Genomic DNA, 21,126 nt, shown 5'->3' on the forward strand with positions numbered 1-21,126 from the left:
CCGCCGGTTCGGCGCGGACCCCTCCACCGGACGGGGATCCCGGGTCAGGGCCGGCTCCGGACCGCAGGCCCCGGCCCTCAGGCGCGTTCGGCGGCGTCCAGGTACCCGGCCGCCTCGGCGACCTCGTCCTCGTTGAAGACCGCGACGCCGTGGTCCCTCAGCAGCTGGGCCGTCACCCCCGCGCCCGCCAGCTTGCGTCCGCCGAAGGTCCCGTCGTACACCTCGCGGGATCCGCAGGACGGGCTGGACTCCTTGAGGACCGCCACCTCCACCCCGTGCTCCCGGGCGGTGGCGAGGGCCGCGCGGGCGCCCCGCACGAAGTGCTCGGTCACGTCCGCGCCCTCGGGGGTGAGGATGCGCGCCCGTCCGGCGAGCACGTCGGCCGCCGTCGCTCCGGGCTCGATCTCCGCGGGCGGGCGGGGCACGGGCAGCCCGCCGGCGATCTCGGGGCAGTGCACCACGAGCCGCCCCTCCTCCCGCCAGCGCGCGACCCGGTCGTCCCCGATCGCCTTGGAACGCCCGTCGTAGCGCACCCTGCGCCCCATCAGACAGGCGCTGACCAGTACCTTGCGCATGGGCTCCCTCTCTCCGCTCTCCCCCGCGCTGCCACGCTACCCCGGCGGCGACACGGCCGAACCGCACGGGTTAATCACAAAAAGTGATTAACCTGGTGCTTTGGGTGACACTTGGGTGGACTCACCGAGGGGGAGACGTGAGCGAGTCACAGCCTCAGGGCCGAAAGGCCCTGGAGACGGACCACAGGACGACCCGGAAGGCCGTCACCGCCGCCGCGATCGGCAACGCGACCGAATGGTACGACTTCGGCGTCTACAGCTACCTGGCCGTCACCATCGGGCTGGTGTTCTACCCCTCGCAGTCCCAGGGCGTGCAGCTCATCGCCACCTTCACCACGTTCGCCGCCGCCTTCCTGGTCCGCCCCCTGGGCGGCCTGTTCTTCGGCCCCCTGGGCGACCGCATCGGCCGCAAGCAGGTCCTCGCCTTCACCATGCTGCTCATGGCCGTGAGCACCTTCTCCATCGGGCTCATCCCGTCGGCCGCCACGATCGGCATCGCCGCGCCGGTCCTGCTGCTGGTCGCCCGCATGCTCCAGGGCTTCTCCACCGGCGGCGAGTACGGCGGCGCCACCACCTTCATCGCCGAGTACGCGCCCGACCGGCGCCGCGGGTTCCTGGCCTCCTGGCTGGAGTTCGGCACGGTCAGCGGCTACGTCGGCGGCGCCGGCATCGTCACCCTGATGACCCTGGTGCTGGGGCCGGAGGGCATGCTCGCCTGGGGCTGGCGCATCCCGTTCCTGCTCGCCCTCCCGCTGGGCGGCATCGGCCTCTACCTGCGGCTCAAGCTGGAGGAGACCCCGGTCTTCAACCAGAACACCGAAGGTTTCGCCAAGAACGCCGAGGGCGGGCACCGCAAGGGCCAGCTCCGGGAGACGGTCGTCGGCCAGTGGCGGACCATCCTCCTGTGCATCGGACTCGTGATGGTCTTCAACGTCAACAACTACATGGTGACCGCGTACATGCCCACCTACCTGGAGGCCGAGCTCGGCTACAGCGCCTCGCTCGCACTGGTCATGACCCTGGCCGCCATGGTGCTGATGCTGGTCGGGGTCACCCAGTTCGGGCGCCTCAGCGACCGGGTGGGGCGCAGGCCCGTCCTCGCCTCCGGGAGCCTCCTCTCGATCGTGCTGGCCCTGCCCGCGTTCTGGCTGCTGCAACAGGCCGGCGTGTGGGCCGTCGCCCTGGGCATGGTCCTCCTGGCGGTGACCCTGGTGCACTTCTCCGGAGCGGCCCCCTCCACCCTGCCCGCGTTCTTCCCCACCAAGGTGCGCTACGGCGCCCTGGCGATCAGCTTCAACGTGTCGGTGGCGCTGTTCGGCGGCACCACGCCGCTGATCGCGGAGACGCTCGTGCAGTCCACCGGGAACCTCTACTCCCCGGCCTGGCTGCTGATGATCGCGGGCGTGGTGGGACTCGTGGTGGTGTGGCACATGGACGAGAGCGCGAACCGGCCGCTCCCGGGCGCGCCCGCCATGGAGTCCGCGCCCCGCACCGCGCGGGACGGCACCCGCCTGCCCTACCCGAGGCCGAGCGGGGAGTCGGGGAAGTTCGTCCCGCCGAGCAACGTGCGCAGGCTGCCCTCCGACTCCTGACCGTGCCCGGCCCGGCAGCGTGCCCGGGGACACCCCGGCACACGACGAGGGGGAGCCTCTCCGTCGGAGAGGCTCCCCCTGTGCGTGCGGACGCCCCGGCTGTCGCGGGCCCGGGACGGGCCGCGCGACACCGCTCAGCGGCGCCGGTGCTTGCGGTCCGGACGCACGCTGCCCTTGGAGGCACGGCCCGGCGTCGCGCCCTTCTTCTCACGGATGCGCATGCTGATGTGCACCGGGGAGCCGTCGAACCCGAAGTCCTCCCGCAGGCGCCGCTCGATGAAGCGGCGGTAGTTGTCCTCCAGGAACCCGGTGGTGAAGAGGACGAAGTGCGGCGGGCGCGAACCCGCCTGCGTCGCGAACAGGATCTTGGGCTGCTTGCCGCCGCGCACCGGCGGCGGGGTCGCGGCCACGAGGTCCTTGAGCCAGTTGTTCAGCTGACCGGTCGAGATGCGCTGGTTCCACCCCGCCAGGCTGGTCTCGATCGCCGGGACGAGCCGCTCCATGTGGCGGCCGGTCTTCGCCGAGACGTTGACGCGCGGCGCCCAGGAGACGCGCGCCAGCTGGCGGTCGATCTCCTTCTCCAGGTAGTTCCGGCGATCCTCGTCGAGGATGTCCCACTTGTTGAACGCCAGGACCAGGCCGCGCCCGGCCTCCACGACCTGCTCCACGACCCGGATGTCCTGCTCGGCCAGCGGCTCGCTGACGTCCATCAGGACCACGGCGATCTCGGCGCGCTCCAGGGCGGTGCCCGTGCGCATGGTCGCGTAGTAGTCGGCGCCCTGCAGCGCCCGGAACCGGCGGCGGATGCCGGCGGTGTCGATGAACTTCCAGGTCTTGCCGCCGAGGTCGATCAGCTCGTCGACCGCGTCGCGGGTCGTGCCCGCCACGGAGTCCACGACCACCCGGTCCTCACCGGCGAGGCGGTTGAGCAGGCTCGACTTGCCCACGTTGGGGCGTCCGAGCAGGGCGATGCGGGGAGGGCCGTCCTCGCCCTCGTCCTCGGTGTCGCCGACGAGCTGCTCAGGGAAGGCCTCCACGACGGCGTCCAGCAGGTCGCCGGTGCCGCGCCCGTGCAGGGCGCTGATCGGGTAGGGCTGGTCGACGCCCAGCTGCCACAGGGCGAGCGCGTCGGCCTCCTGCATGTTGCCGTCGACCTTGTTGGCGGCCAGGATCACGGGACGCTTCGTGGCGCGCAGGACCCGGGTGACGGCCGCGTCGGCGTCGGTGACGCCCACGGTGGCGTCCACCACGAACAGGATGACGTCGGCGGTCTGCGCGGCGTACTCGGCCTGGCGCGCCACCATGGCGGCCAGCCCGCTGACGCTGGTCTCCCAGCCGCCGGTGTCGACGAGCGTGAACTTGGTGTTCTGCCACTCGGCGTCGTAGGCCACCCGGTCACGGGTCACACCCGGCACATCCTCGACCACGGCCTCGCGGCGGCCGATGATGCGGTTGACCAGGCTGGACTTGCCCACGTTGGGGCGTCCCACCACGGCCACCACGGGGAGGGTCGCGGGTTCGGCGCCGTCCAGCCCCTCATGGCCGACGTCGGAGATGTCGAAGTCACTCATGTACTGCTCCCGGTTCTAGGTCCCCGCGCGCCCAGGATGCGTGCCGCGAGGATGCGAATGGTCGACCTGTCCCGGAGATTCCGGGGCAGGCGTGTCCGCGCGGACGCCGACGGCGTCCGCGTACTGCCACGGGGGAGGAACCCCCGCGGATGTCCGTGTGTTCCCCCGAAGGGGTGTTCGTGACCGGTCCCACCGTGCCGCGGGTCCGCCCCGCGGCCCCGGATCGGCCCGTCCGCCCCGCTAGCGGGCGCCGGCCTCGTCGGCCAGCTTGACGACGAGGGCGACCACCTCGTCCAGGGTCAGCCCGGTGGTGTCGAGCTCGGTGGCGTCGGCGGTCTGCGTCAGGGGCGAGTGGGTCCGGCTGGAGTCCAGCTTGTCGCGCCGGGCCAGGTCGGCCTGGGTGGCGGCGACGTCGCTGGTCCGGACCTCCCTGCTGCGCCGCTGGGCGCGGGCCTCCGGGCTCGCGGTCAGGAACAGCTTGACCGGGGCGTCGGGAGCGACCACGGTCGTGATGTCACGGCCCTCGACCACGATACCCGCACCGGCGGCACGGGCTGCCGCGATGACCTCGCGCTGCGTGCGCACCAGCAGCTCACGGGCCTCGGGTACGGCGGAGACCGCGCTGACGCTGCCCGTGACCTCCTTGCTCCGGATCTCGGCGGCCACGTCGCGGCCGTCGACGGAGACCGAGGGCGCATTGGGGTCGGTGCCCATGGTGATGACGGGGCGCTCGACGGCGGCGGCCACCGCCGCGGCGTCCTCGACGTCCACGCCGTTGTCGAGCATCCACCAGGTCAGCGCGCGGTACATCGCGCCGGTGTCGAGGTACCGCAGGTCCCGCGCCTTGGCCACGCCCCTGGACGTGCTCGACTTGCCCGACCCGGAGGGACCGTCGATCGCGATGACGATGCCCTCGGTGCTGTCCTGCGCGCTCACTGCCGTTGACTCCTGGTGACGTTCACTTGTGCCGACGCCCAAGCGTACCCGTGGCAGCGGCCTGCTCTCGACTGGAATCGGCGGGTTCGTACGGCCCCGGCCGACCGGCGCCGCCCGGGACCGGGGGCGCCCTCGCGGGCGGGCCGGGCCGGAACCAGGCCCGGCGGCCCCGCACCCCGGGAAGGACGCTCCTGTCCCGGGAGGGGTCTCAGACGCCCGGGTGGACCGACCACCCGTCGGCCGCGAGCGATCGCGCGAACGCGTCCACCGCCTCGGGCAGCACGTACAGCTGCGCCACGCCCAGCGGCAGGCCCGGGGTGTGCTCGATGCGCACGTCCTCGATGTTGACCCCCGCGTCCGCCGCGGCGGCGAACAGACGTCCCAGCGTGCCCGGCTCGTCGGGGATGACCACGGGCATCACCGTGTACTCGGGCAGCCGCACCGTGCCGTGCTTGCCGGGGATGCGGCCGTGTCCCGACCTGCCCCGCTCCAGGAGGTCGCGCACCGGGGCGAGGGCCTCCGCCGGGGCCGGCCGGCTCGCCCCCGACGCGCCGGAGGCCGACCCGGCACGGGAGGCCGTGTCCCCGGCCGCGCCGTCCGCCTCCCCCGCCACCTCGCGCAGGGCGTCCGCGGTCGCGACGAGGTCGGCGGCCACCGCGTACAGCACCTCGGAGACCGGGGCCGCGTTGTGCGTGAGGATCTCCGTCCACATGGCGGGGTCGCCGCCCGCCACCCGGGTGACGTCCCGCACGCCCTGTCCCGCCAGGGAGAGGGCTGCGGTGTCGCCCGCCACCAGGCGCGCGGCCACCGCCGACGAGGCCACGTGCGGGGCGTGCGAGACCAGCGCCACGGCGCGGTCGTGCGCCCCGGCGTCCAGCACCAGCGGATCGGCCCCGCACAGGCGGGCGAGCTCCGCCACCGCCGCGACGGTCTCCGGACCGGCCTTGCCCGTGGGGCACAGCGCCCACGAACGGCCCAGGAACAGGTCGGCGCGGGCGGCACCGGGCCCCTGCTTCTCCCGGCCGCCCATCGGGTGCCCGGGAACGAACGTGGCCATGTCGCAGCCCAGCCGCTCGGCCTCGGCGAGCACGCTCGCCTTCACGCTCGCCACGTCCGTGTACACGTGGGCGAGCCCGCGGTCCTGGGCGCGGCGCAGCACCTGCGGGACGACGGCGGGCGGGGCGGCGACGACCGCCACGTCGGCGGGGGCCGCCGACGGGTCGGCGGTCTCGTCCAGGGGCCTGCCGGCGCCCAGGTCGCACGCCAGGCGCAGCGACGCGGGGTCCGGGTCCGTCAGGACGACGTCGACGTCGCGGGCGCGCAGCGCCAGGGCTATCGACGTGCCGATCAGCCCCGCCCCGATCACCGTGACCCGGCGCACCACGTCCCGGCGCCCCCCGTCCCCGACCGTGCCGCTGGTGTCGCCCACTGCTCCCCCGCCTCCGATGTGTGCTGGTCCCCCAAGCCTACGACCTGCCGGGGGAGCCGTTCCGCACCCTACTGCGCGATGTCCAACCGCAGCGCCTGGGCGCCGCGCAGGTACACGTGCTGCAACTCGGCGCGCGGGCGGTCCGTCTCCACGTGCGCCATCAGACGCACCACGCGGGGCAGGGCGTGCGGGACGGCGATCTCGGCCGCGCACATGAGCGGGACGTCGGTGAAGCCGATCTTGCGCGCCGCGAGCGCCGGGAACTCGCTCGTCAGGTCGGGGGTCGCGGTGAACAGGACGCTGATCACGTCGTCGGTCCGCAGGGCGTTGCGCCGCATCACCTCGGAGACCAGTTCGACCGTGGCCTCCAGCACCTGATCGCGTTCGTCCGCGTCCACCTGCACCGCACCCCGGATGGCCCGTACCGCCACGTTCGATCCCGCCTTGTCGTCGTACTCGTCGTTCGCGTGCCGCCCCCGGAAGCGGGAGCGGCGGCCGCCGCCCGGGAGACCCGGGCCGACGACCGCCGTCAACTGTATCTACAGCCGCCCCTACAGACCGGCCGCGGAGTAGAGCTCACTGACCTCGCGAGAGGTCAGGGCCCGCATCGTGCCCAGCTTGAGGGTGTTGAGATCGATCGGACCGACCTGGGTGCGCGCGAGGTCGGCGACCGGGTGGCCGACGGCCTCCATGAGGCGCCGCACGATGTGCTTGCGGCCCTCGTGCAGCCGGATCTCGACGAGCGCCTTGGGGGGCTCGTTCTCGACCACGCGGAAGGAGTCGACCTGGACCGGGCCGTCCTCCAGCTCGATGCCCTTCTGCACCTCGCGCACGACGCGGTGCGGGACCGGGCCCGGCACCATCGCGATGTAGGTCTTGACGACCTTGTAGCGCGGGTGGGTGAGCCGGTTGGCGAGCTCGCCGTCGTTGGTCAGCAGGATGAGACCCTCGGTCTCGGTGTCCAGCCGGCCGACGTGGAAGATCCGCTCCTCGGTCTGACCGGTGTAGTCGGCCAGGGTGGGGCGGCCCTCCGGGTCCCACATGGTGCTGACGACGCCGCGCGGCTTGTTGAGCGCGAAGTACAGCTTGTCCGGGGCGGTCACGACGCGCATGCCGTCCACGCGGATCTCGGAGGCCTCGGGGTTGACCCGGGCTCCGAACCTGCGCACGACCTGCCCGTCCACGCTGACGCGTCCGGCGGCGATCATCTCCTCGCTCGCGCGCCTGCTGGCGACGCCGGCCGCGGCGAGCGCCTTCTGGAGCCGGATGCCGCCCTCGACGTCGGTGTAGGTGTCGCGGCCCTCCTCGGCGCGGTCCTCGTCCTTGGGGTCGAAGTCGGCCCGCAGGGCGTTGAGGCGCTCGCGCGCCGCCTTCGACAGCTGGCTCTCGCTCTTGGGGCCGCCCGGCGTGCCCTCGCGCCCGCCCTGGGCGCGGCGCTCGTCGCGGGCCCGGCTCGCACGGTCCCCGTGGGAACGGCTCTCGCCGCGCCCCCGGTCGTCCCGTCCGCCCCGGTAGCCGCCTCGGTCGCCCTGGTAACCGCCGGAGCGGCTGTCGTCACGGCCGCCGCGGAACTCACGGCGCTCGCCCGAACCCTGACCGGCCGGACGGCTGTCCCGGTCCCCCCGGAAGCCTCCACGGCTGTCGCGGTCGCCACCGAACGAGCGGCGCCCGCCCGCACCCTGGCCGCCGCGGTCGTCGCGACCGCCGCCGGGGCCGCGGCCGCCGCGCTCGAAGCGCCCGCCGCCGCGCTGGTCGTCACGACCGCGGTAGCCACCGCGGTCGCCGCCGGATCGGTTGTCGCGGTCGCCGCCGAAGGAGCGGCGGTCCCCCGCACCCTGGCCGGCGCGGTCGTCGCGACCGCCGCGGTAACCGCCCCTGTCGCCCTGGTGTCCGCCGGGCCGGCTGTCGTCACGGCCGCCGCGGAACTCACGGCGCTCGCCCGAACCCCGGTTGTCGCGGTCCTCGCGACCACCGCGGAAACCGCCCCGGTCGCCGCCGCGGCTGCGGTCGTCACGGCCGCCGCGGAACTCACGGCGCTCGCCCGAACCCTGACCGGCGGGACGGCTGTCCCGGTCCCCCCGGAAGCCGCCACGGCTGTCGCGGTCCCCGCCGAAGGAACGGCCCTCAGCGCGGTCGTCACGGCCCCGGTAGCCGCCGCGGTCGCCACCGGAACGGCTGTCCTCGCGCCCGCCGCGGTAGCCGCCGCGGTCGCCCTGGTAGCCGCCGCGGCCGCGGTCGCGGTCGTCGCGGCCGCCGCCGAAGGAGCGGCGCTCGCCCGAACCCTGGCCGGCGCGGTCCTCGCGCCCGCCGCGGAAACCGCCCCGGTCGCCGCCGCGGCTGTCGCGGTCCCCGCCGAAGGAGCGGCGGTCCCCCGAACCCTGGCCGCCGCGGTAACCACCGCGGTCGCCCTGGTAGCCGCCGGCGCGGTTGTCGTCGCGGCCGCCGCGGTGGCCGCCGGAGCGGCTGTCGCGGTCGCCACCGAAGGAACGGCCCTCGCCGCGGCCCCGGTCGCCTCCGCGGTCCTCACGGCCCCGGTAGCCACCGCGGTCGCCGCCGGAGCGGCTGTCGCGGTCGCCGTGGGGGCGCCGGTCGTCGCGGCCCCGCGGGCCGCGCTCGTCACGCTGACCGCCTCGGGGGCGGTCGTCGCGGCGGCCGTGGCCACCGCGGTTGTCGTAGTCGCCGCGCTCACCGCGCGGGGCGTCGTCCCGCGCACCGCGGGAACTTTCATTAGGTGTGCTCACCGGTGTCGTCTAGACCTTCGATGTCGTCGGGGAGGAACGGCGCCAGATCAGGCAGCTCGTCGAGGCCTCGCAGGCCCAACCGTTCCAGGAAATAGGAGGTGGTCCGATACAGCTGCGCACCGGACTCTGCGTCGTGTCCGGCCTCTTCGATCAGGCCCCTCAGTACGAGGGTACGCATAACTCCGTCACAGTTGACACCGCGTACTGCGGAGACCCTGCCACGGGAGACCGGCTGCCGGTAGGCCACCACCGCCATCGTCTCCAGTGCGGCCTGTGTGAGCCGCACCTCCTGCCCCTCCCGGAGGAAGTGCTCGACGACGTCGGCGCATTCGGGGCGCGTGTACACACGCCACCCGTCGGCCACCGCCCTCAGGTCGAAACCCCGCCCCTGCTCGGTGTATTCCCGGGAGAGGTCCTCCAGTGCCGCGGAGACGACCGTGACGGGGACGTCCAACGCCTTCGCCAGTTCGTACTCCGACACGGGCTGGTCGACCACCATGAGCACGGCCTCCAGGTCGCGCCGCAGGGTGGGCGGGGCCTCGGCCCCGCCCACCCCGATCGTGTCCTCGCAGGTCACTTCCGCTCCTCCCCCGGTTCCACCGCGTCCGTCCCGTCGTACTCGCTCTCCAGCTCGACCTCGCCCTCACCACCGGTCCAGGTGACCAGCAGCTCTCCCAGGGGCTCGGGCTGGTCGAAGCCCACACTGGACGCCCGGTACAGCTCCAGCAGGGCCAGGAACCGGGCGATGACCTCGAAGGTACCGGTGCAGGCCGCCGTGAGCTCGGCGAACGTCAGCCGACCGTGCTCGCGCAGTTCGGCGACCATCAGCTCGCCCTGCTCCTTGACGGAGGTCTTGGTCTGGTGGATGTGGGTGACGGGCACGCTCGGCGCTTCCCGGGGCGTGAACACCAGTCCCGCCAGTGCCGCGAACTCCTGCGGGCCCAGCCGGAAGATCACCTCGGGCCTGAGCGCCGCGAACTGCTCCTCCAGGGGGACGGCGCGCGCGTAGCGGCGCCCCTGGGAGGCCAGCCGGTCGCGCATGAACGAGGCGACCTCCTTGTACGCCCGGTACTGGAGCAGCCGGGCGAACAGCAGGTCGCGGGCCTCCAGCAGGGCCAGGTCGGCCTCGTCCTCGACGTCGCCGCGCGGCAGCAGGCGGGCCGCCTTCAGGTCCAGGAGCGTCGCCGCGACCAGCAGGAAGTTGCTGGCCTGGTCCAGGTCCCAGTCGTCGCCGAACGTGCGGATGTGCGCGATGAACTCGTCGGTGACCTTCGACAGGGACACCTCGGTGATGTCCAGCTTGTGCTTGGAGATCAGCCCCAGGAGCAGGTCGAAGGGCCCCTCGAAGTTCTCCAGGTGCACCTGGAAGGCGTTCTCGTCCACCTCGGAGGTGTCCACCGGGCTCCGCTCAGCCGCCATGGCCGCGACCCCACGTCGTCTCACTCATGCGAACAAGGGTGTCACCGGCCGGACCCCACCGGTGACACCCGCACCCTTTCCGTCGTCGAACCGGCACCCCCTCCGGTACCGGTACGCGTCCCGGCCGCCGCTCAGCCCTCGGTCAGACGGCGTACCAGCATGCTGGCCTGGCCGTTCTCCTCGAAGTCGGCCAACAGCACCGCGACGGCCTCACGGACCAGGCGGCCCCTGTCGGCCGACAGTCCGTGCTCCGCCCTCAGCGAGAGCCGGGTCTGCTCCAGGGCCAGCAGCTCGGGCCCGGAGATGTAGACGGTGATCTTCTCGTCGTGGCGCTGCCGCCCGCTCGGCTTGGGAGCTCCGAGCACCTTGGTGCCGGACGTGCCCCCCGACGTGCGACGCGGCGTCTCGTTCCTTCTGCCCTGCTCCGGTGCCGTGTGCTGGCGTTCGGTCTCTTCCGGCACCTCCTCGGTGCCGCTGGGGCGGAAGAACAGCTCGTCCGCCCCGGGTAGGGTCACGCGCCGTGACCGCTGAGAGGCCACCTCGCCAGCACCTCCTTGGCCAGGTCCCGATAGGCGTTGGCCCCGGCCGAGGTCGAGTCGAACCTGGTGATGGGCTCGCCCGCCACGGTGGCGTCCGGGAAGCGCACGGTGCGGTTGATGACCGTGCCGTAGACCTTGTCGCCGAACCCGTCGATGATCGTGGACAGCACCTCGCGCGCGTGGAGCGTGCGCGGGTCGTACATGGTGCCCAGGAACCCGTCGATGACGAGGTCCTCGTTGAGCCGCTCCTGGACCTTCTGGATCGTGTCCATGAGCAGCGCCACACCGCGCAGCGCGAAGAACTCGCACTCCAGCGGCACGATGACGCCGTCCGCCGCGGTGAGGGCGTTGACGGTGAGCAGCCCCAGCGAGGGCTGGCAGTCGATCAGCACGACGTCGTAGTCGTTGATCACCGGGCGCAGCGCGCGGCCGAGCATCTGCTCGCGCGCCACCTCGCCCACCAGCTGCACCTCGGCCGCCGACAGGTCGATGTTGCTCGGGATCAGGTCCAGTCCGTCGACGTCCGTCTTGAGCAGGACGTCCTCGACCGTCACGTCCCGCTGCATGAGCAGGTTGTAGACGGTCAGGTCCAGCTCGCGCGGGTCGAGCCGGCCCAGTCCGACCGACAGGGCCCCCTGCGGGTCGAAGTCGACCAGCAGGACCCGTCTGCCGTACTCGGCGATGGCCGCACCGAGGTTGATGGTGGTGGTGGTCTTTCCGACCCCGCCCTTTTGGTTACAGAGTGCTACAATCCGTGCCGGGCCGTGTTCGTCCAGCGGCTCTGGCTCCGGATACTTGCGTTCCGGTCTCTTGCTGTGCAGGTCGGCCCCCGTGTTGCGTGTCGTCCCCCAGGGGTTGGTCACCGGGTCGGCGAGTTCCCTCTCGCCGACGGGTGCGGTATGCGCAGCCACGTCGTCCTCCGCCCAGTTCACAACCCTTGACCTCCCCTACGGGCCGACCGGGCCCGAAGGTGCCACACCCCCTGCGCCCGGCGGCCGTCGGAAACTCAATATGTCGACAGCAACGTACCTCTGTGCGGCGACTCTAGATCGCCGACACGGCGCACTTCAACGAAACGCATGGGTAGAATCCCACGCCTTCGCCTCCGGGGGAAATCGGGCCGGGCAGGCCCGTTGTTCCACTTCGCCCGCCGGACAGGCCTTTTCGTCGACATAGCGCCACGTCAGCGCCGTGCACGCGGATGACTCGAGGCATACACCTCACGCAAACGCTCCACCGTCACAAGTGTGTAGATCTGCGTGGTGGTGACCGAACTGTGCCCCAGTAACTCCTGTACGACGCGGATATCGGCGCCCCCGTCGAGCAGGTGCGTGGCGAAGGAGTGCCGCAGGGTGTGCGGTGAGACACCCCCGGCCCCGGCGCGCTCCGCGACGGCCGCCAGCACCCCCCAGCCGCCCTGACGGGTCAGCCTCCCCCCGCGGGCGTTGAGGAACAGGGCCGGCCCGCCCCGACCCGAGGAGGCCAGGGAGGGGCGGGCCCGCACCAGGTACGCGGACAGCGCCCGCCGGGCGTAGGAGCCCAGGGGGACCACGCGCTCCCTGCCGCCCTTGCCGCGGAACCGCACCAGGCCGACCGCCTCGTCCCCGCCGACCGCGTCGGCGACGTCGTCCACGTCCAGCCCGACCGCCTCGGAGATGCGCGCGCCCGTCCCGTACAGGACCTCCAGCAGGGCGCGGTCGCGCAGGGCGAGCAGCGCGGAGCGGTCCCCGGCGGGCGGGGCCGGGGCTCCGTCGGCCGGGCCCGCCGCGGCCAGGATGCGCTCCACCGTGTCCAGCGGCACCGCCTTGGGAAGCCGCATCGGCGGGGTCGGCGGGGACACATCCGCCGCGGGGTCGCTCCCGGCCCACCCCTCGCGCACGGCGAACCGGTGCAGACCGCGCACCGCGGCCAGGGCCCGCCCGGCCGACGCCGCGCCGAGCGGCGGACGCCCCTCCCCGCCCTCCCGCAGCGCACGCAGGAACCCGCCCACGTGGGCGGGTCCGACGCCCTCCGGGGAGGCGACCCCGGCGGAGGCCAGGTACTCGGAGTACCTTCGCAGGTCGCGGCGGTACGCCAGCAGGGTGTTCGCGGCCAGTGCGCGCTCGGCGCTGAGGTGGTCCAGGAACGCCGCGCACACCTGTGCCAGCGGCCCGGCGTCCGCGGGGTCGCCGCCCGCGCCGGGGCGCGCCCCCCTCCCCTGCGGCACGGGGCCCCCGGGGTCTCCCGTCGGCGCGGCGGCCGGTTGGTCGCCCACGGGTCAGCCGGCGGGGAGTTCGCGCAGGGACGCGAAGCCGTCGGCGGAGGCGGCGTGCGCGGCCAGGATCCCGATCACGGTCGGGCCGTTGTGCAGGCGCCCCTCCATGACCAGGCGCACCGCGTCCTCCAGCGGGACCCACTCCGCGGCCAGGTCGGTCTCCTCGTGCTCGCGCACGAAGTCGATCTCCTCGGCCGGGACCTCGGACAGGCCCCGGGCCATGAACACGTGGATGCGCTCGTCGGAGAACCCGGGGCTGGGGAAGAAGTCGGGGAGCCCGTACCACCGCTCGGCGCGCAGGCCCGCCTCCTCGACCAGTTCCCGCCGGGCCGTGGGCAGCGGGCCCTCGCCCTCCACGTCGATCATGCCGGCGGGCAGTTCCCACAGGGTGTGCCGGGCGGGGTGCCGGTACTGGCGCAGCAGCAGCACCCGGCCGTCGTCGTCCAGGGCCAGGACGGCGGCCGCCCCCGGGTGCTGCATGTAGTCGCGCCCCGCGACCGTGGTGCCCACGCCCCCGGCGCCGGGCATCTCCACCCAGTCGGTGCGCATGGTGACCCTGGCACTGCGGTAGCGCACCTCCGACCGGTCCACCGGCCACGACTCGGGGGCGTCCGCGACCTTCGCGTCCGCCCCCGTGGTCTCGTTCTCGGCCGGGTGGGTGTCACTGGGCATGGGATCGCCTCTCAGGATCGTGCCCCACCCGGTCCGGCGGTCAGGAGACCTTGTGCTCCAGAGCCGCCGCGATCAGCCCGCTGAAGAGCGGATTGGCCTTGGTCGGGCGGGAACGCAGCTCCGGGTGCGCCTGCGTCGCGACGAAGAACGGGTGCGCGTCCCGGGGCAGTTCGACGTACTCCACCAGCTTGCCATCAGGGGAGAGCCCGGAGAACACCAGACCCGCCTCCTCCAGCCGGGAGCGGTACGCGTTGTTGACCTCGAAGCGGTGGCGGTGGCGCTCGGAGGCCTGCGCGGTGCCGTCGTAGAGCTCGCGGACCACGGTGCCCTCGCCCAGGTCGGCCGGGTACAGGCCCAGCCGCATGGTGCCGCCCATGTCGCGCTCTCCGGCCACGACGTCGGTCTGGTCGGCCATCGTCGCGATGACCGGGTCGACCGCCTTGTCGTCGAACTCGGTGCTGTTGGCCCCCTCCAGCCCCAGCACGTTGCGCGCGTACTCGATGACCATCGCCTGGAGGCCCAGGCAGATGCCGAGCAGCGGAACGCCGTTCTCACGGGCGTACCGGATCGCGCCGAGCTTGCCCTCGATGCCGCGCACGCCGAAGCCGCCGGGGATGAGCACGCCGTCGGCGCCGTCGAGCTCGGAGGCCGCGCCCGACGGGCTGGCGCAGTTGTCGCTGGCGACCCAGCGCAGGTTGACGCGGGTGTCGGTGGCGAATCCGCCCGCGCGCAGTGCCTCGCTGACCGACAGGTAGGCGTCGGGCAGGTCGATGTACTTGCCGACCAGCGCGATGGTGACCTCGTGGCCGGGCTGGTGGACGCGGCGCAGCAGCTCGTCCCACTCGGTCCAGTCCACGTCCCGGAAGGGCATGCCCAGGCGGCGGACGACGTAGGCGTCCAGGCCCTCGCGGTGCAGCACCTTGGGGATGTCGTAGATGGAGGGGGCGTCGGGGGTGGAGACCACGCCGGCCTCGTCCACGTCGCACATGAGGCTGATCTTGGACTTGAGGCTCTGCGTGATGGGCCGGTCCGAGCGGCACACGATCGCGTCGGGCTGGATGCCGATGCTGCGCAGCGCGGCGACCGAGTGCTGGGTGGGCTTGGTCTTCATCTCCTTGGCGGGGCCCAGGAAGGGGATGAGGGAGACGTGGAGGAAGAAGCAGTTCTCCCGGCCGATCTCGTGGCGGATCTGGCGGACCGCCTCCAGGAAGGGCTGCGACTCGATGTCGCCCACCGTGCCGCCGATCTCGGTGATGACGATGTCGACGTCGGGGGCGTCCATCGCGTAGATGCGCGCCTTGATCTCGTTGGTGATGTGCGGGATGACCTGCACGGTGTCGCCGAGGTAGGCGCCCTGGCGCTCCTTGGCGATGACGCTGGAGTAGATCTGGCCGGTGGTGACGTTGGCCGTCGCGGCCAGGTCCACGTCCAGGAAGCGCTCGTAGTGGCCGACGTCCAGGTCGGTCTCGGCCCCGTCGTCGGTGACGAAGACCTCGCCGTGCTGGAAGGGGTTCATGGTCCCCGGGTCGACGTTGAGGTAGGGGTCCAGCTTCTGCATGGTGACCCGCAGACCGCGCGACTTCAGGAGTCGTCCCAGGCTGGAGGCGGTGAGGCCCTTGCCAAGACTGGAGGCGACGCCGCCAGTAACGAAAAGGTGCTTGGTACTCGCGGCGGATGCCAAAGTGTTGCTCCCGTGGGTTGAGTGGCTACGGCGGGCTCGGGACGAGCTGAGCGGCCGTGCGGCGGTCCGGTCGCGGGCGTTGGGATCTTCGCTCAGGCCGCCGGACTCCACGGGGCACCAGGATAACAGGCCCCCCGTCTGCACTCACCTGGGAACACCGCGCACCGCACGGGTGTTCCCCGGCCCGACCAGCGTGCTCTCCCCGTGGGGAAGGGGCTTCGCGGCACGTCACACCCTCCGCGGACCCCGCCGCCGGACCGGAAAAATCATCCGAACCCGGTCAGGACGGCCGCTCGGGCGACGGCCCGCGCGACCCTCACGGCGACGAACAACACACCCGGGGGCGACCGGGGCCACGGCGCCCGGCACGGGCCCGTTCCCGGTGGGGGCACGCCGCGTGCGGGCCCGCACGCCCCCGCACGCGGCTCCGGGGACAGGAGGGCGGGTCAGGCCGGGAACCCGCCGGCGCGCCCCAGGTAGGCGGGCGGCTGCTTGCCCAGCCGCCCACCCGTCCACTCCCCCAGCGCGGCGGCGTCCGACAGGCTCACGCCCGTGTGCAGGCCGCTGCGGTGCAGCATGTACAGCAGGTCCTCGGTGGCGATGTTGCCGGTCGCCGCGGGCGCGAACGGGCACCCTCCGAACCCGCCCACGCTGGAGTCGAGCACGCGCACGCCCTCCTCCACGGCCGCGAGCGCGTTCGCGTAACCCGTGTTGCGGGTGTTGTGGAAGTGGCAGCGCAGGGCTCGACCGTCGGCGACCTCGGCCACCCGGCCCAGCAGGTCCCTCACCTGACCCGGCACCCCCACGCCGATCGTGTCGGCCAGGGCGATCTCCACGGCGGCGGTGTCGGCGATCCGGCGGACGACCTCCACCACCCGCTCCGGCCCGACCTCGCCGTCGAACGGGCACCCGAACGCGGTCGAGACGGTCACGCTCAGCGGGATCCCCGTCCCCGCCAGCGCGGCGTCGATACCGGCCAGGGCGTCCAGCATCTCCTCCACCGTGCATCCCTGGTTGCGGACGCAGAACCCGTCCGTGGCGGGCACCGCCACGTTGACCTCCGACACCCCGGCGGCCACCGCGCGGTCCAGCCCGCGCCGGTTGAGCACCAGCCCGATGTGGGAGACCCCCGGCGCGCGCCGGACGCCCGCCATGATCTCCTCGGCCCCGGCCATCTGCGGGACGCGCTTGGGGTTGACGAAGCTGACCGCCTCGATCCGGCGGGCCCCGGCGTCCACGGCGCGGTCGATCATCTCGATCCGCTCCTCGACCGACAGCGTCGTCGCCTCGTTCTGGAGGCCGTCACGCGGCCCCACCTCGACGATCTCGACGTGCTCCGCACCCTCGGGCCCACGGTCGTGCCTGGTCATCGTCCCCGCCTCTCCACGCCCCGTCGCGTTCTGCGCCCAGGCTAGTGGAGCCCCGCCCGCGGCCCCGGAACCGGGGTGGCCGGCGCCTCCCCGCCGGTCAGCGCAGGGCGAGCGCCGGACGAACCTCCCAGGTCGTCCACACCGGGCGGTACCCCATCCGGTGCCAGAACGGCCCGGACAGCGGGTTCATCGCCGCGTAGTTCAGCACCGAGACGCCCACGCCGTGGCTGTCCAGGGCCTGGTGCGCCTGGCCGACCAGGGCGGTGCCGATCCCGTTGCCGCGCTCGTCGGCGATCACCACCCCGTAACCGATGTGCGCGATCGGCCGGGCGTTCACCAGGGGCTTGGCCCACCGCGAGCGCTCCGGCGGCGACACCCACAGCAGTCCGACGGCACGGCCGCGGCGCTCCGCCAGCCAGATCCACGAACGCGAGCGGTTCAGCGCCCGCGCCGCCACCTCCCGGGTCTGCTCGGCGGTGTCCGGTTGCAGGAACACACCGCCGAAGTTCTGCTCGTACCGGTGCTCCTCCATCAGCAGCCCCACCACCTGGGTGAGGTCGCTGCGGTCGGCCAGCCGGATCGTCACATCGCGCGGGGGCAGCGACGGGGGGACCCCGCGCCGCCGCTTGCGGGCGGCCAGGACCGTGTAGGGCTGGAGGCCGTGGCGCTGGAGCGGGATGATGCCGCACACGTCGCGGGCGGGCCAGCTCACCAGCGCCGCCGACTCCGAGCCGGTGCCCGTCGGCAGGTCCTCCAACTGGTCGCGCCAGCTGGTCAGCAGGGAGTCCAGGGCGCGGCCGGGGTCGGGCCCCCCGACGATGGGCGTGAGCCAGTGCTGGTCGGGCACGCCCCAGATCCGGCCGACCTCGCCGGGCTGGTACCAGGTGTAGTGCATGGTGCCCGCCGCGACCGTGCGGCCGTCCTCGTCGCTGACGGTCAGGAGCGGGTAGGAACCCGGGGCGAAGCTGACGGGTTCGGGCAGCAGCGGGTCCGATGCGGCCCAGCGCTGCGCGGCCGACCGCACCAACGGGTCCAGGCCGACGTCGCCTCCGGGCGACTCGTCGTGCCGCACCCGTGCGACATAACCGCTCATCCACCCCTCCCCTAGCGGATCCCCGCGCCGAGCGCGCGTCCCCTGACCGGTCGGCCGGACGGTGCGCGGCGCCGTCCGTGGCCGTCGTGCCGCCCCGACGGGACCGGATTCACCGCGGGCGGAACGAAACGACCGTACCGCCTCAGAACCGAACGGGAGAACCGAACAGTGAACAGCCGCCGAAAATTCACTCCCCGCGGCCGCGCCCGTCCGAAACTTTCGTCCGCCCGCCCCCGTCCGGGGCGTTGTGGACGCGCACCACGGTAACGGATGGAAGGTCACTCTCGGATGCCGGGGCGGTCAACGCAGCGACACGGAATCGTCCCGCTCCGTCGACGGTCCGCGGCCGGGGAGCGGCGCGCGCCTCTCCGCGTCCGCGGGTCACCCGTCGGCCGAGCCGCCCTCGGTGACGGTGGTGTTGCGGCCGTGGTTGATGACCTCGGGGTCGCCGGAGGCGAAGGAGACGGTGTTGTCCACCCCGACCAGCACGATCTTGTCGGCGGATCCCACGTCCACGGTCGACCCCCGGCCCGTGGCGCGCACCAGCCCGCAGTCGCCGTCCAGGACCACGACGGCGTCGTCGGCGGTGACGACGACCTCGCGGTCCCCGCACTCCTCGCTGACCTCGGCTCCGTCGTCCACGATGATGAGGACGTCCTCGTTGATGACGTTGTGCTCGGGGACCGCGGCCTCGTGGGCCGCCTCCTCGGGGGTCGGGGGCACCGCGGGCTCGTCCGACTCGTCCTGCCCGAAGGCCGTCCCACAACCGGTGAGCAGGACGGTGGCCAGCGAAGCGGACACCAGCGCACCGCCCGCGCCCACCAGATACCGAACCCTCATGCGTCCCCCACAGCCGAATACACGGCAATCACGACATACGTCCTGCGTAAGGCCAAGAGTATGTCACGCGGAGGTAACTGTGCGACCTCATCGTTCTCGAAACGTGCCTCGCCCGAGACGCCGCGTACGGCCCCGCGCGGGGGCCGCCGAGGCCGCACGCCCCGCCCGGCAGGGGCCGGACGCACCCTCCCCCTACTTCACACCGGCCGCGTCCATCCCGCGAAGCTCCCTCTTCAGCTCACCGATCTCGTCCCGCAGCCGGGCCGCGAGCTCGAAGTGCAGGTCGGCGGCGGCCTGGTGCATCTGCGCGCCCAGCTGCTCGATCAGCCCGGCCAGCTCGGCACGCGGCATCGCCGACACGTCCGCACGCTCGCCCAGCGCCGGCACGGGGGCCTTGGCGCCCTGGGGGCCGCTGCCGCGGTACCCCGTGGCCATGAGCTGCTCGGTGTCCACGTCCTCCCGGTTCAGCGAGTCCAGGATATCGGCGATCTGCTTGCGCAGCGGGGTCGGGTCGATCCCGTGCTCGGCGTTGTACGCCAGCTGCTTCTCCCGGCGGCGGTCGGTCTCGTCCAGGGCGGCCCTCATCGAGTCCGTCATGTTGTCCGCGTACATGTGCACCTGGCCCGCGACGTTGCGCGCCGCGCGGCCGATGGTCTGGATCAGCGAGGTCTCCGAACGCAGGAAGCCCTCCTTGTCCGCGTCCAGGATCGCCACCAGCGACACCTCGGGCAGGTCCAGGCCCTCACGCAGCAGGTTGATGCCCACCAGCACGTCGAACTCGCCGACCCGCAGCTCCCTCAGCAGCTCCACCCGGCGCAGCGTGTCCACCTCGCTGTGCAGGTACCGCACCCGGATGCCCAGCTCCGCGAAGTAGTCGGTGAGGTCCTCCGCCATCTTCTTCGTCAGGGTGGTCACCAGCACCCGCTCCTGGCGCTCGGCCCGCACCCGGATCTCGTGGACCAGGTCGTCGATCTGCCCCTCCGTGGGCTTGACCAGCACCTGCGGGTCCACCAGGCCCGTCGGGCGGATCACCTGCTCCACCACGTCGCCGCCGCTCTGGCGCAGCTCGTAGCGGCCCGGGGTCGCCGACAGGTAGACGCTCTGCCCGATCCGCCCGGTGAACTCCTCCCACTTGAGCGGCCTGTTGTCCATGGCCGACGGGAGCCGGAAACCGTGGTCGACCAGCGTGCGCTTGCGCGCGGCGTCGCCCTCGTACATCGCGCCGATCTGCGGGACGGTCACGTGCGACTCGTCCAGCACCAGCAGGAAGTCCTCGGGGAAGTAGTCCAGGAGGGTGTTGGGGGCGCTCCCCGGCTCGCGGCCGTCGAAGTGCCGTGAGTAGTTCTCGATGCCCGAGCAGGTGCCCAGCTGCCGCATCATCTCCAGGTCGTGGGTGGTGCGCATGCGCAGGCGCTGCGCCTCCAGCAGCTTGCCCTGCCCCTCCAGCTCGGCCAGCCGCTCGGCCAGCTCGACCTCGATCGACGCGATCGCCCGCTCGGTGCGCTCCTCGCCGGCCACGTAGTGCGAGGCCGGGAAGATGAACATCTCCTGGCTCTCCCCCAGCACCTCGCCGGTGAGCGGGTGCAGCGTCAGCAGGCGCTCGACCTCGTCACCGAACATCTCGATGCGGATCGCCAGCTCCTCGTACACCGGGATGATCTCGACGGTGTCGCCTCGCACCCGGAACGTGCCGCGCGTGAACGCGGTGTCGTTGCGCGAGTACTGCATCTCCACCAGGCGGCGCAGCAGCTGGTCGCGGTCGACCTCCATGCCCACCGACAGCTGCGCCATCCGGTCCACGTACTCCTGCGGTGTCCCCAGACCGTAGATGCACGAGACCGACGCCACCACGATCGTGTCCCTGCGGGTGAGCAGCGAGTTGGTCGCCGAGTGGCGCAGGCGCTCCACCTCGTCGTTGATCGAGGAGTCCTTCTCGATGTAGGTGTCGCTCTGCGGGACGTAGGCCTCGGGCTGGTAGTAGTCGTAGTACGAGACGAAGTACTCGACCGCGTTGTCGGGCAGCATCTGCCGGAGCTCGTTGGCGAACTGCGCCGCCAGGGTCTTGTTGGGCTGCATCACCAGGGTCGGCCGCTGGAGCTGCTCCACCGTCCACGCCACCGTCGCCGTCTTGCCCGTACCGGTCGCACCGAGCAGGACCGTGTGCGGGTCCCCCTCGCGCACCCTCCTGGTGATCTCCGCGATCGCCCCGGGCTGGTCCCCCGCCGGTGTCATGTCCGAGATGACCTCGAACGGTGCCTCACTGCGCTTGATGCCGCTGACCGGTCGCACGTCGCCCTCTTCTCCCGCTCCTGCCTGCGGGGCGCCCCCGAGCCGCCCCATGTCCCCTCACACCTAACGCTACAGACAGCCCAGGACATCCCTGGGCGTCCGGGACGCCGGAGACTACCATCGGA

The 21,126-nt window shown here is 72.8% G+C and carries 18 protein-coding genes; 1 reads left to right on the top strand and 17 read right to left on the bottom strand.

What is annotated here, in order from left to right; genetic code table 11:
- Window positions 1–77 precede the first annotated feature (77 nt).
- On the bottom strand, window positions 78–575 hold the full coding sequence (locus tag OUQ99_RS22170; RefSeq protein WP_267945723.1) for a DUF523 domain-containing protein: 498 nt from the start codon (window positions 573–575) through the stop codon (window positions 78–80).
- A gap of 137 nt (window positions 576–712) precedes the next feature.
- On the opposite strand from OUQ99_RS22170, the gene OUQ99_RS22175 reads away from it, so the two are divergent.
- Window positions 713–2,167, top strand: a complete 1,455-nt coding sequence (locus OUQ99_RS22175) for an MFS transporter (protein WP_267945724.1) — start codon at window positions 713–715, stop codon at window positions 2,165–2,167.
- Window positions 2,168–2,301: 134 nt separating this feature from the next.
- Here OUQ99_RS22175 and der read toward each other — a convergent pair whose 3' ends face one another.
- The 16 genes from der to uvrB all read right to left on the bottom strand — a co-directional run bounded on the left by der (window position 2,302) and on the right by uvrB (window position 21,001).
- Window positions 2,302–3,738 (bottom strand): ribosome biogenesis GTPase Der, encoded by a 1,437-nt coding sequence (gene der / locus OUQ99_RS22180; protein ID WP_267945725.1) that lies wholly within the window; start codon window positions 3,736–3,738, stop codon window positions 2,302–2,304.
- 240 nt (window positions 3,739–3,978) lie between these two features.
- The gene (gene cmk / locus OUQ99_RS22185) at window positions 3,979–4,674 is read right to left on the bottom strand and encodes a (d)CMP kinase (RefSeq protein ID WP_267945726.1); all 696 of its coding nucleotides are present in this window, start codon (window positions 4,672–4,674) and stop codon (window positions 3,979–3,981) included.
- Window positions 4,675–4,882: 208 nt separating this feature from the next.
- On the bottom strand, window positions 4,883–6,103 hold the full coding sequence (locus OUQ99_RS22190) for a prephenate dehydrogenase (RefSeq protein ID WP_267945727.1): 1,221 nt from the start codon (window positions 6,101–6,103) through the stop codon (window positions 4,883–4,885).
- 68 nt (window positions 6,104–6,171) lie between these two features.
- Window positions 6,172–6,534: a chorismate mutase gene (gene aroH, locus OUQ99_RS22195; protein WP_267950445.1), complete on the bottom strand. Its 363-nt coding sequence runs from the start codon at window positions 6,532–6,534 to the stop codon at window positions 6,172–6,174.
- A gap of 120 nt (window positions 6,535–6,654) precedes the next feature.
- Window positions 6,655–8,844: a pseudouridine synthase gene (locus OUQ99_RS22200; protein WP_267945728.1), complete on the bottom strand. Its 2,190-nt coding sequence runs from the start codon at window positions 8,842–8,844 to the stop codon at window positions 6,655–6,657.
- Window positions 8,831–9,421 (bottom strand): SMC-Scp complex subunit ScpB, encoded by a 591-nt coding sequence (scpB, locus tag OUQ99_RS22205; protein WP_267945729.1) that lies wholly within the window; start codon window positions 9,419–9,421, stop codon window positions 8,831–8,833. The genes OUQ99_RS22200 and scpB overlap by 14 nt, the downstream gene beginning before the upstream one ends.
- On the bottom strand, window positions 9,418–10,263 hold the full coding sequence (locus OUQ99_RS22210; protein WP_267945730.1) for a segregation and condensation protein A: 846 nt from the start codon (window positions 10,261–10,263) through the stop codon (window positions 9,418–9,420). The genes scpB and OUQ99_RS22210 overlap by 4 nt, the downstream gene beginning before the upstream one ends.
- A 131-nt stretch (window positions 10,264–10,394) precedes the next feature.
- Window positions 10,395–10,778 (bottom strand): hypothetical protein, encoded by a 384-nt coding sequence (locus OUQ99_RS22215; protein WP_267945731.1) that lies wholly within the window; start codon window positions 10,776–10,778, stop codon window positions 10,395–10,397.
- Window positions 10,775–11,734 carry a ParA family protein gene (locus OUQ99_RS22220; protein WP_267945732.1) on the bottom strand — a complete coding sequence of 320 codons (960 nt, stop codon included), beginning with the start codon at window positions 11,732–11,734 and terminating at the stop codon, window positions 10,775–10,777. The genes OUQ99_RS22215 and OUQ99_RS22220 overlap by 4 nt, the downstream gene beginning before the upstream one ends.
- A 251-nt stretch (window positions 11,735–11,985) precedes the next feature.
- Window positions 11,986–13,008, bottom strand: a complete 1,023-nt coding sequence (locus tag OUQ99_RS22225) for a site-specific tyrosine recombinase XerD (RefSeq protein ID WP_267945733.1) — start codon at window positions 13,006–13,008, stop codon at window positions 11,986–11,988.
- A gap of 51 nt (window positions 13,009–13,059) precedes the next feature.
- On the bottom strand, window positions 13,060–13,728 hold the full coding sequence (locus OUQ99_RS22230) for an NUDIX domain-containing protein (RefSeq protein ID WP_267945734.1): 669 nt from the start codon (window positions 13,726–13,728) through the stop codon (window positions 13,060–13,062).
- Window positions 13,729–13,768: 40 nt separating this feature from the next.
- Window positions 13,769–15,409 carry a CTP synthase gene (locus OUQ99_RS22235; protein WP_267945735.1) on the bottom strand — a complete coding sequence of 547 codons (1,641 nt, stop codon included), beginning with the start codon at window positions 15,407–15,409 and terminating at the stop codon, window positions 13,769–13,771.
- A gap of 446 nt (window positions 15,410–15,855) precedes the next feature.
- Window positions 15,856–16,779 (bottom strand): hydroxymethylglutaryl-CoA lyase, encoded by a 924-nt coding sequence (locus OUQ99_RS22240; RefSeq protein WP_267945736.1) that lies wholly within the window; start codon window positions 16,777–16,779, stop codon window positions 15,856–15,858.
- A 97-nt stretch (window positions 16,780–16,876) separates the two neighbouring features.
- On the bottom strand, window positions 16,877–17,872 hold the full coding sequence (locus OUQ99_RS22245; protein ID WP_267945737.1) for a GNAT family N-acetyltransferase: 996 nt from the start codon (window positions 17,870–17,872) through the stop codon (window positions 16,877–16,879).
- Between the two features lie 381 nt (window positions 17,873–18,253).
- Window positions 18,254–18,712: a DUF3060 domain-containing protein gene (locus tag OUQ99_RS22250; protein WP_267945738.1), complete on the bottom strand. Its 459-nt coding sequence runs from the start codon at window positions 18,710–18,712 to the stop codon at window positions 18,254–18,256.
- A 192-nt stretch (window positions 18,713–18,904) separates the two neighbouring features.
- Complete coding sequence (gene uvrB / locus OUQ99_RS22255) at window positions 18,905–21,001, bottom strand: excinuclease ABC subunit UvrB (RefSeq protein WP_267945739.1); 2,097 nt, start codon at window positions 20,999–21,001, stop codon at window positions 18,905–18,907.
- Between the last annotated feature and the right edge of the window lie 125 nt (window positions 21,002–21,126).

The organism is Streptomonospora nanhaiensis (assembly GCF_026642255.1).
Taxonomy (GTDB): domain Bacteria; phylum Actinomycetota; class Actinomycetes; order Streptosporangiales; family Streptosporangiaceae; genus Nocardiopsis; species Nocardiopsis tropica.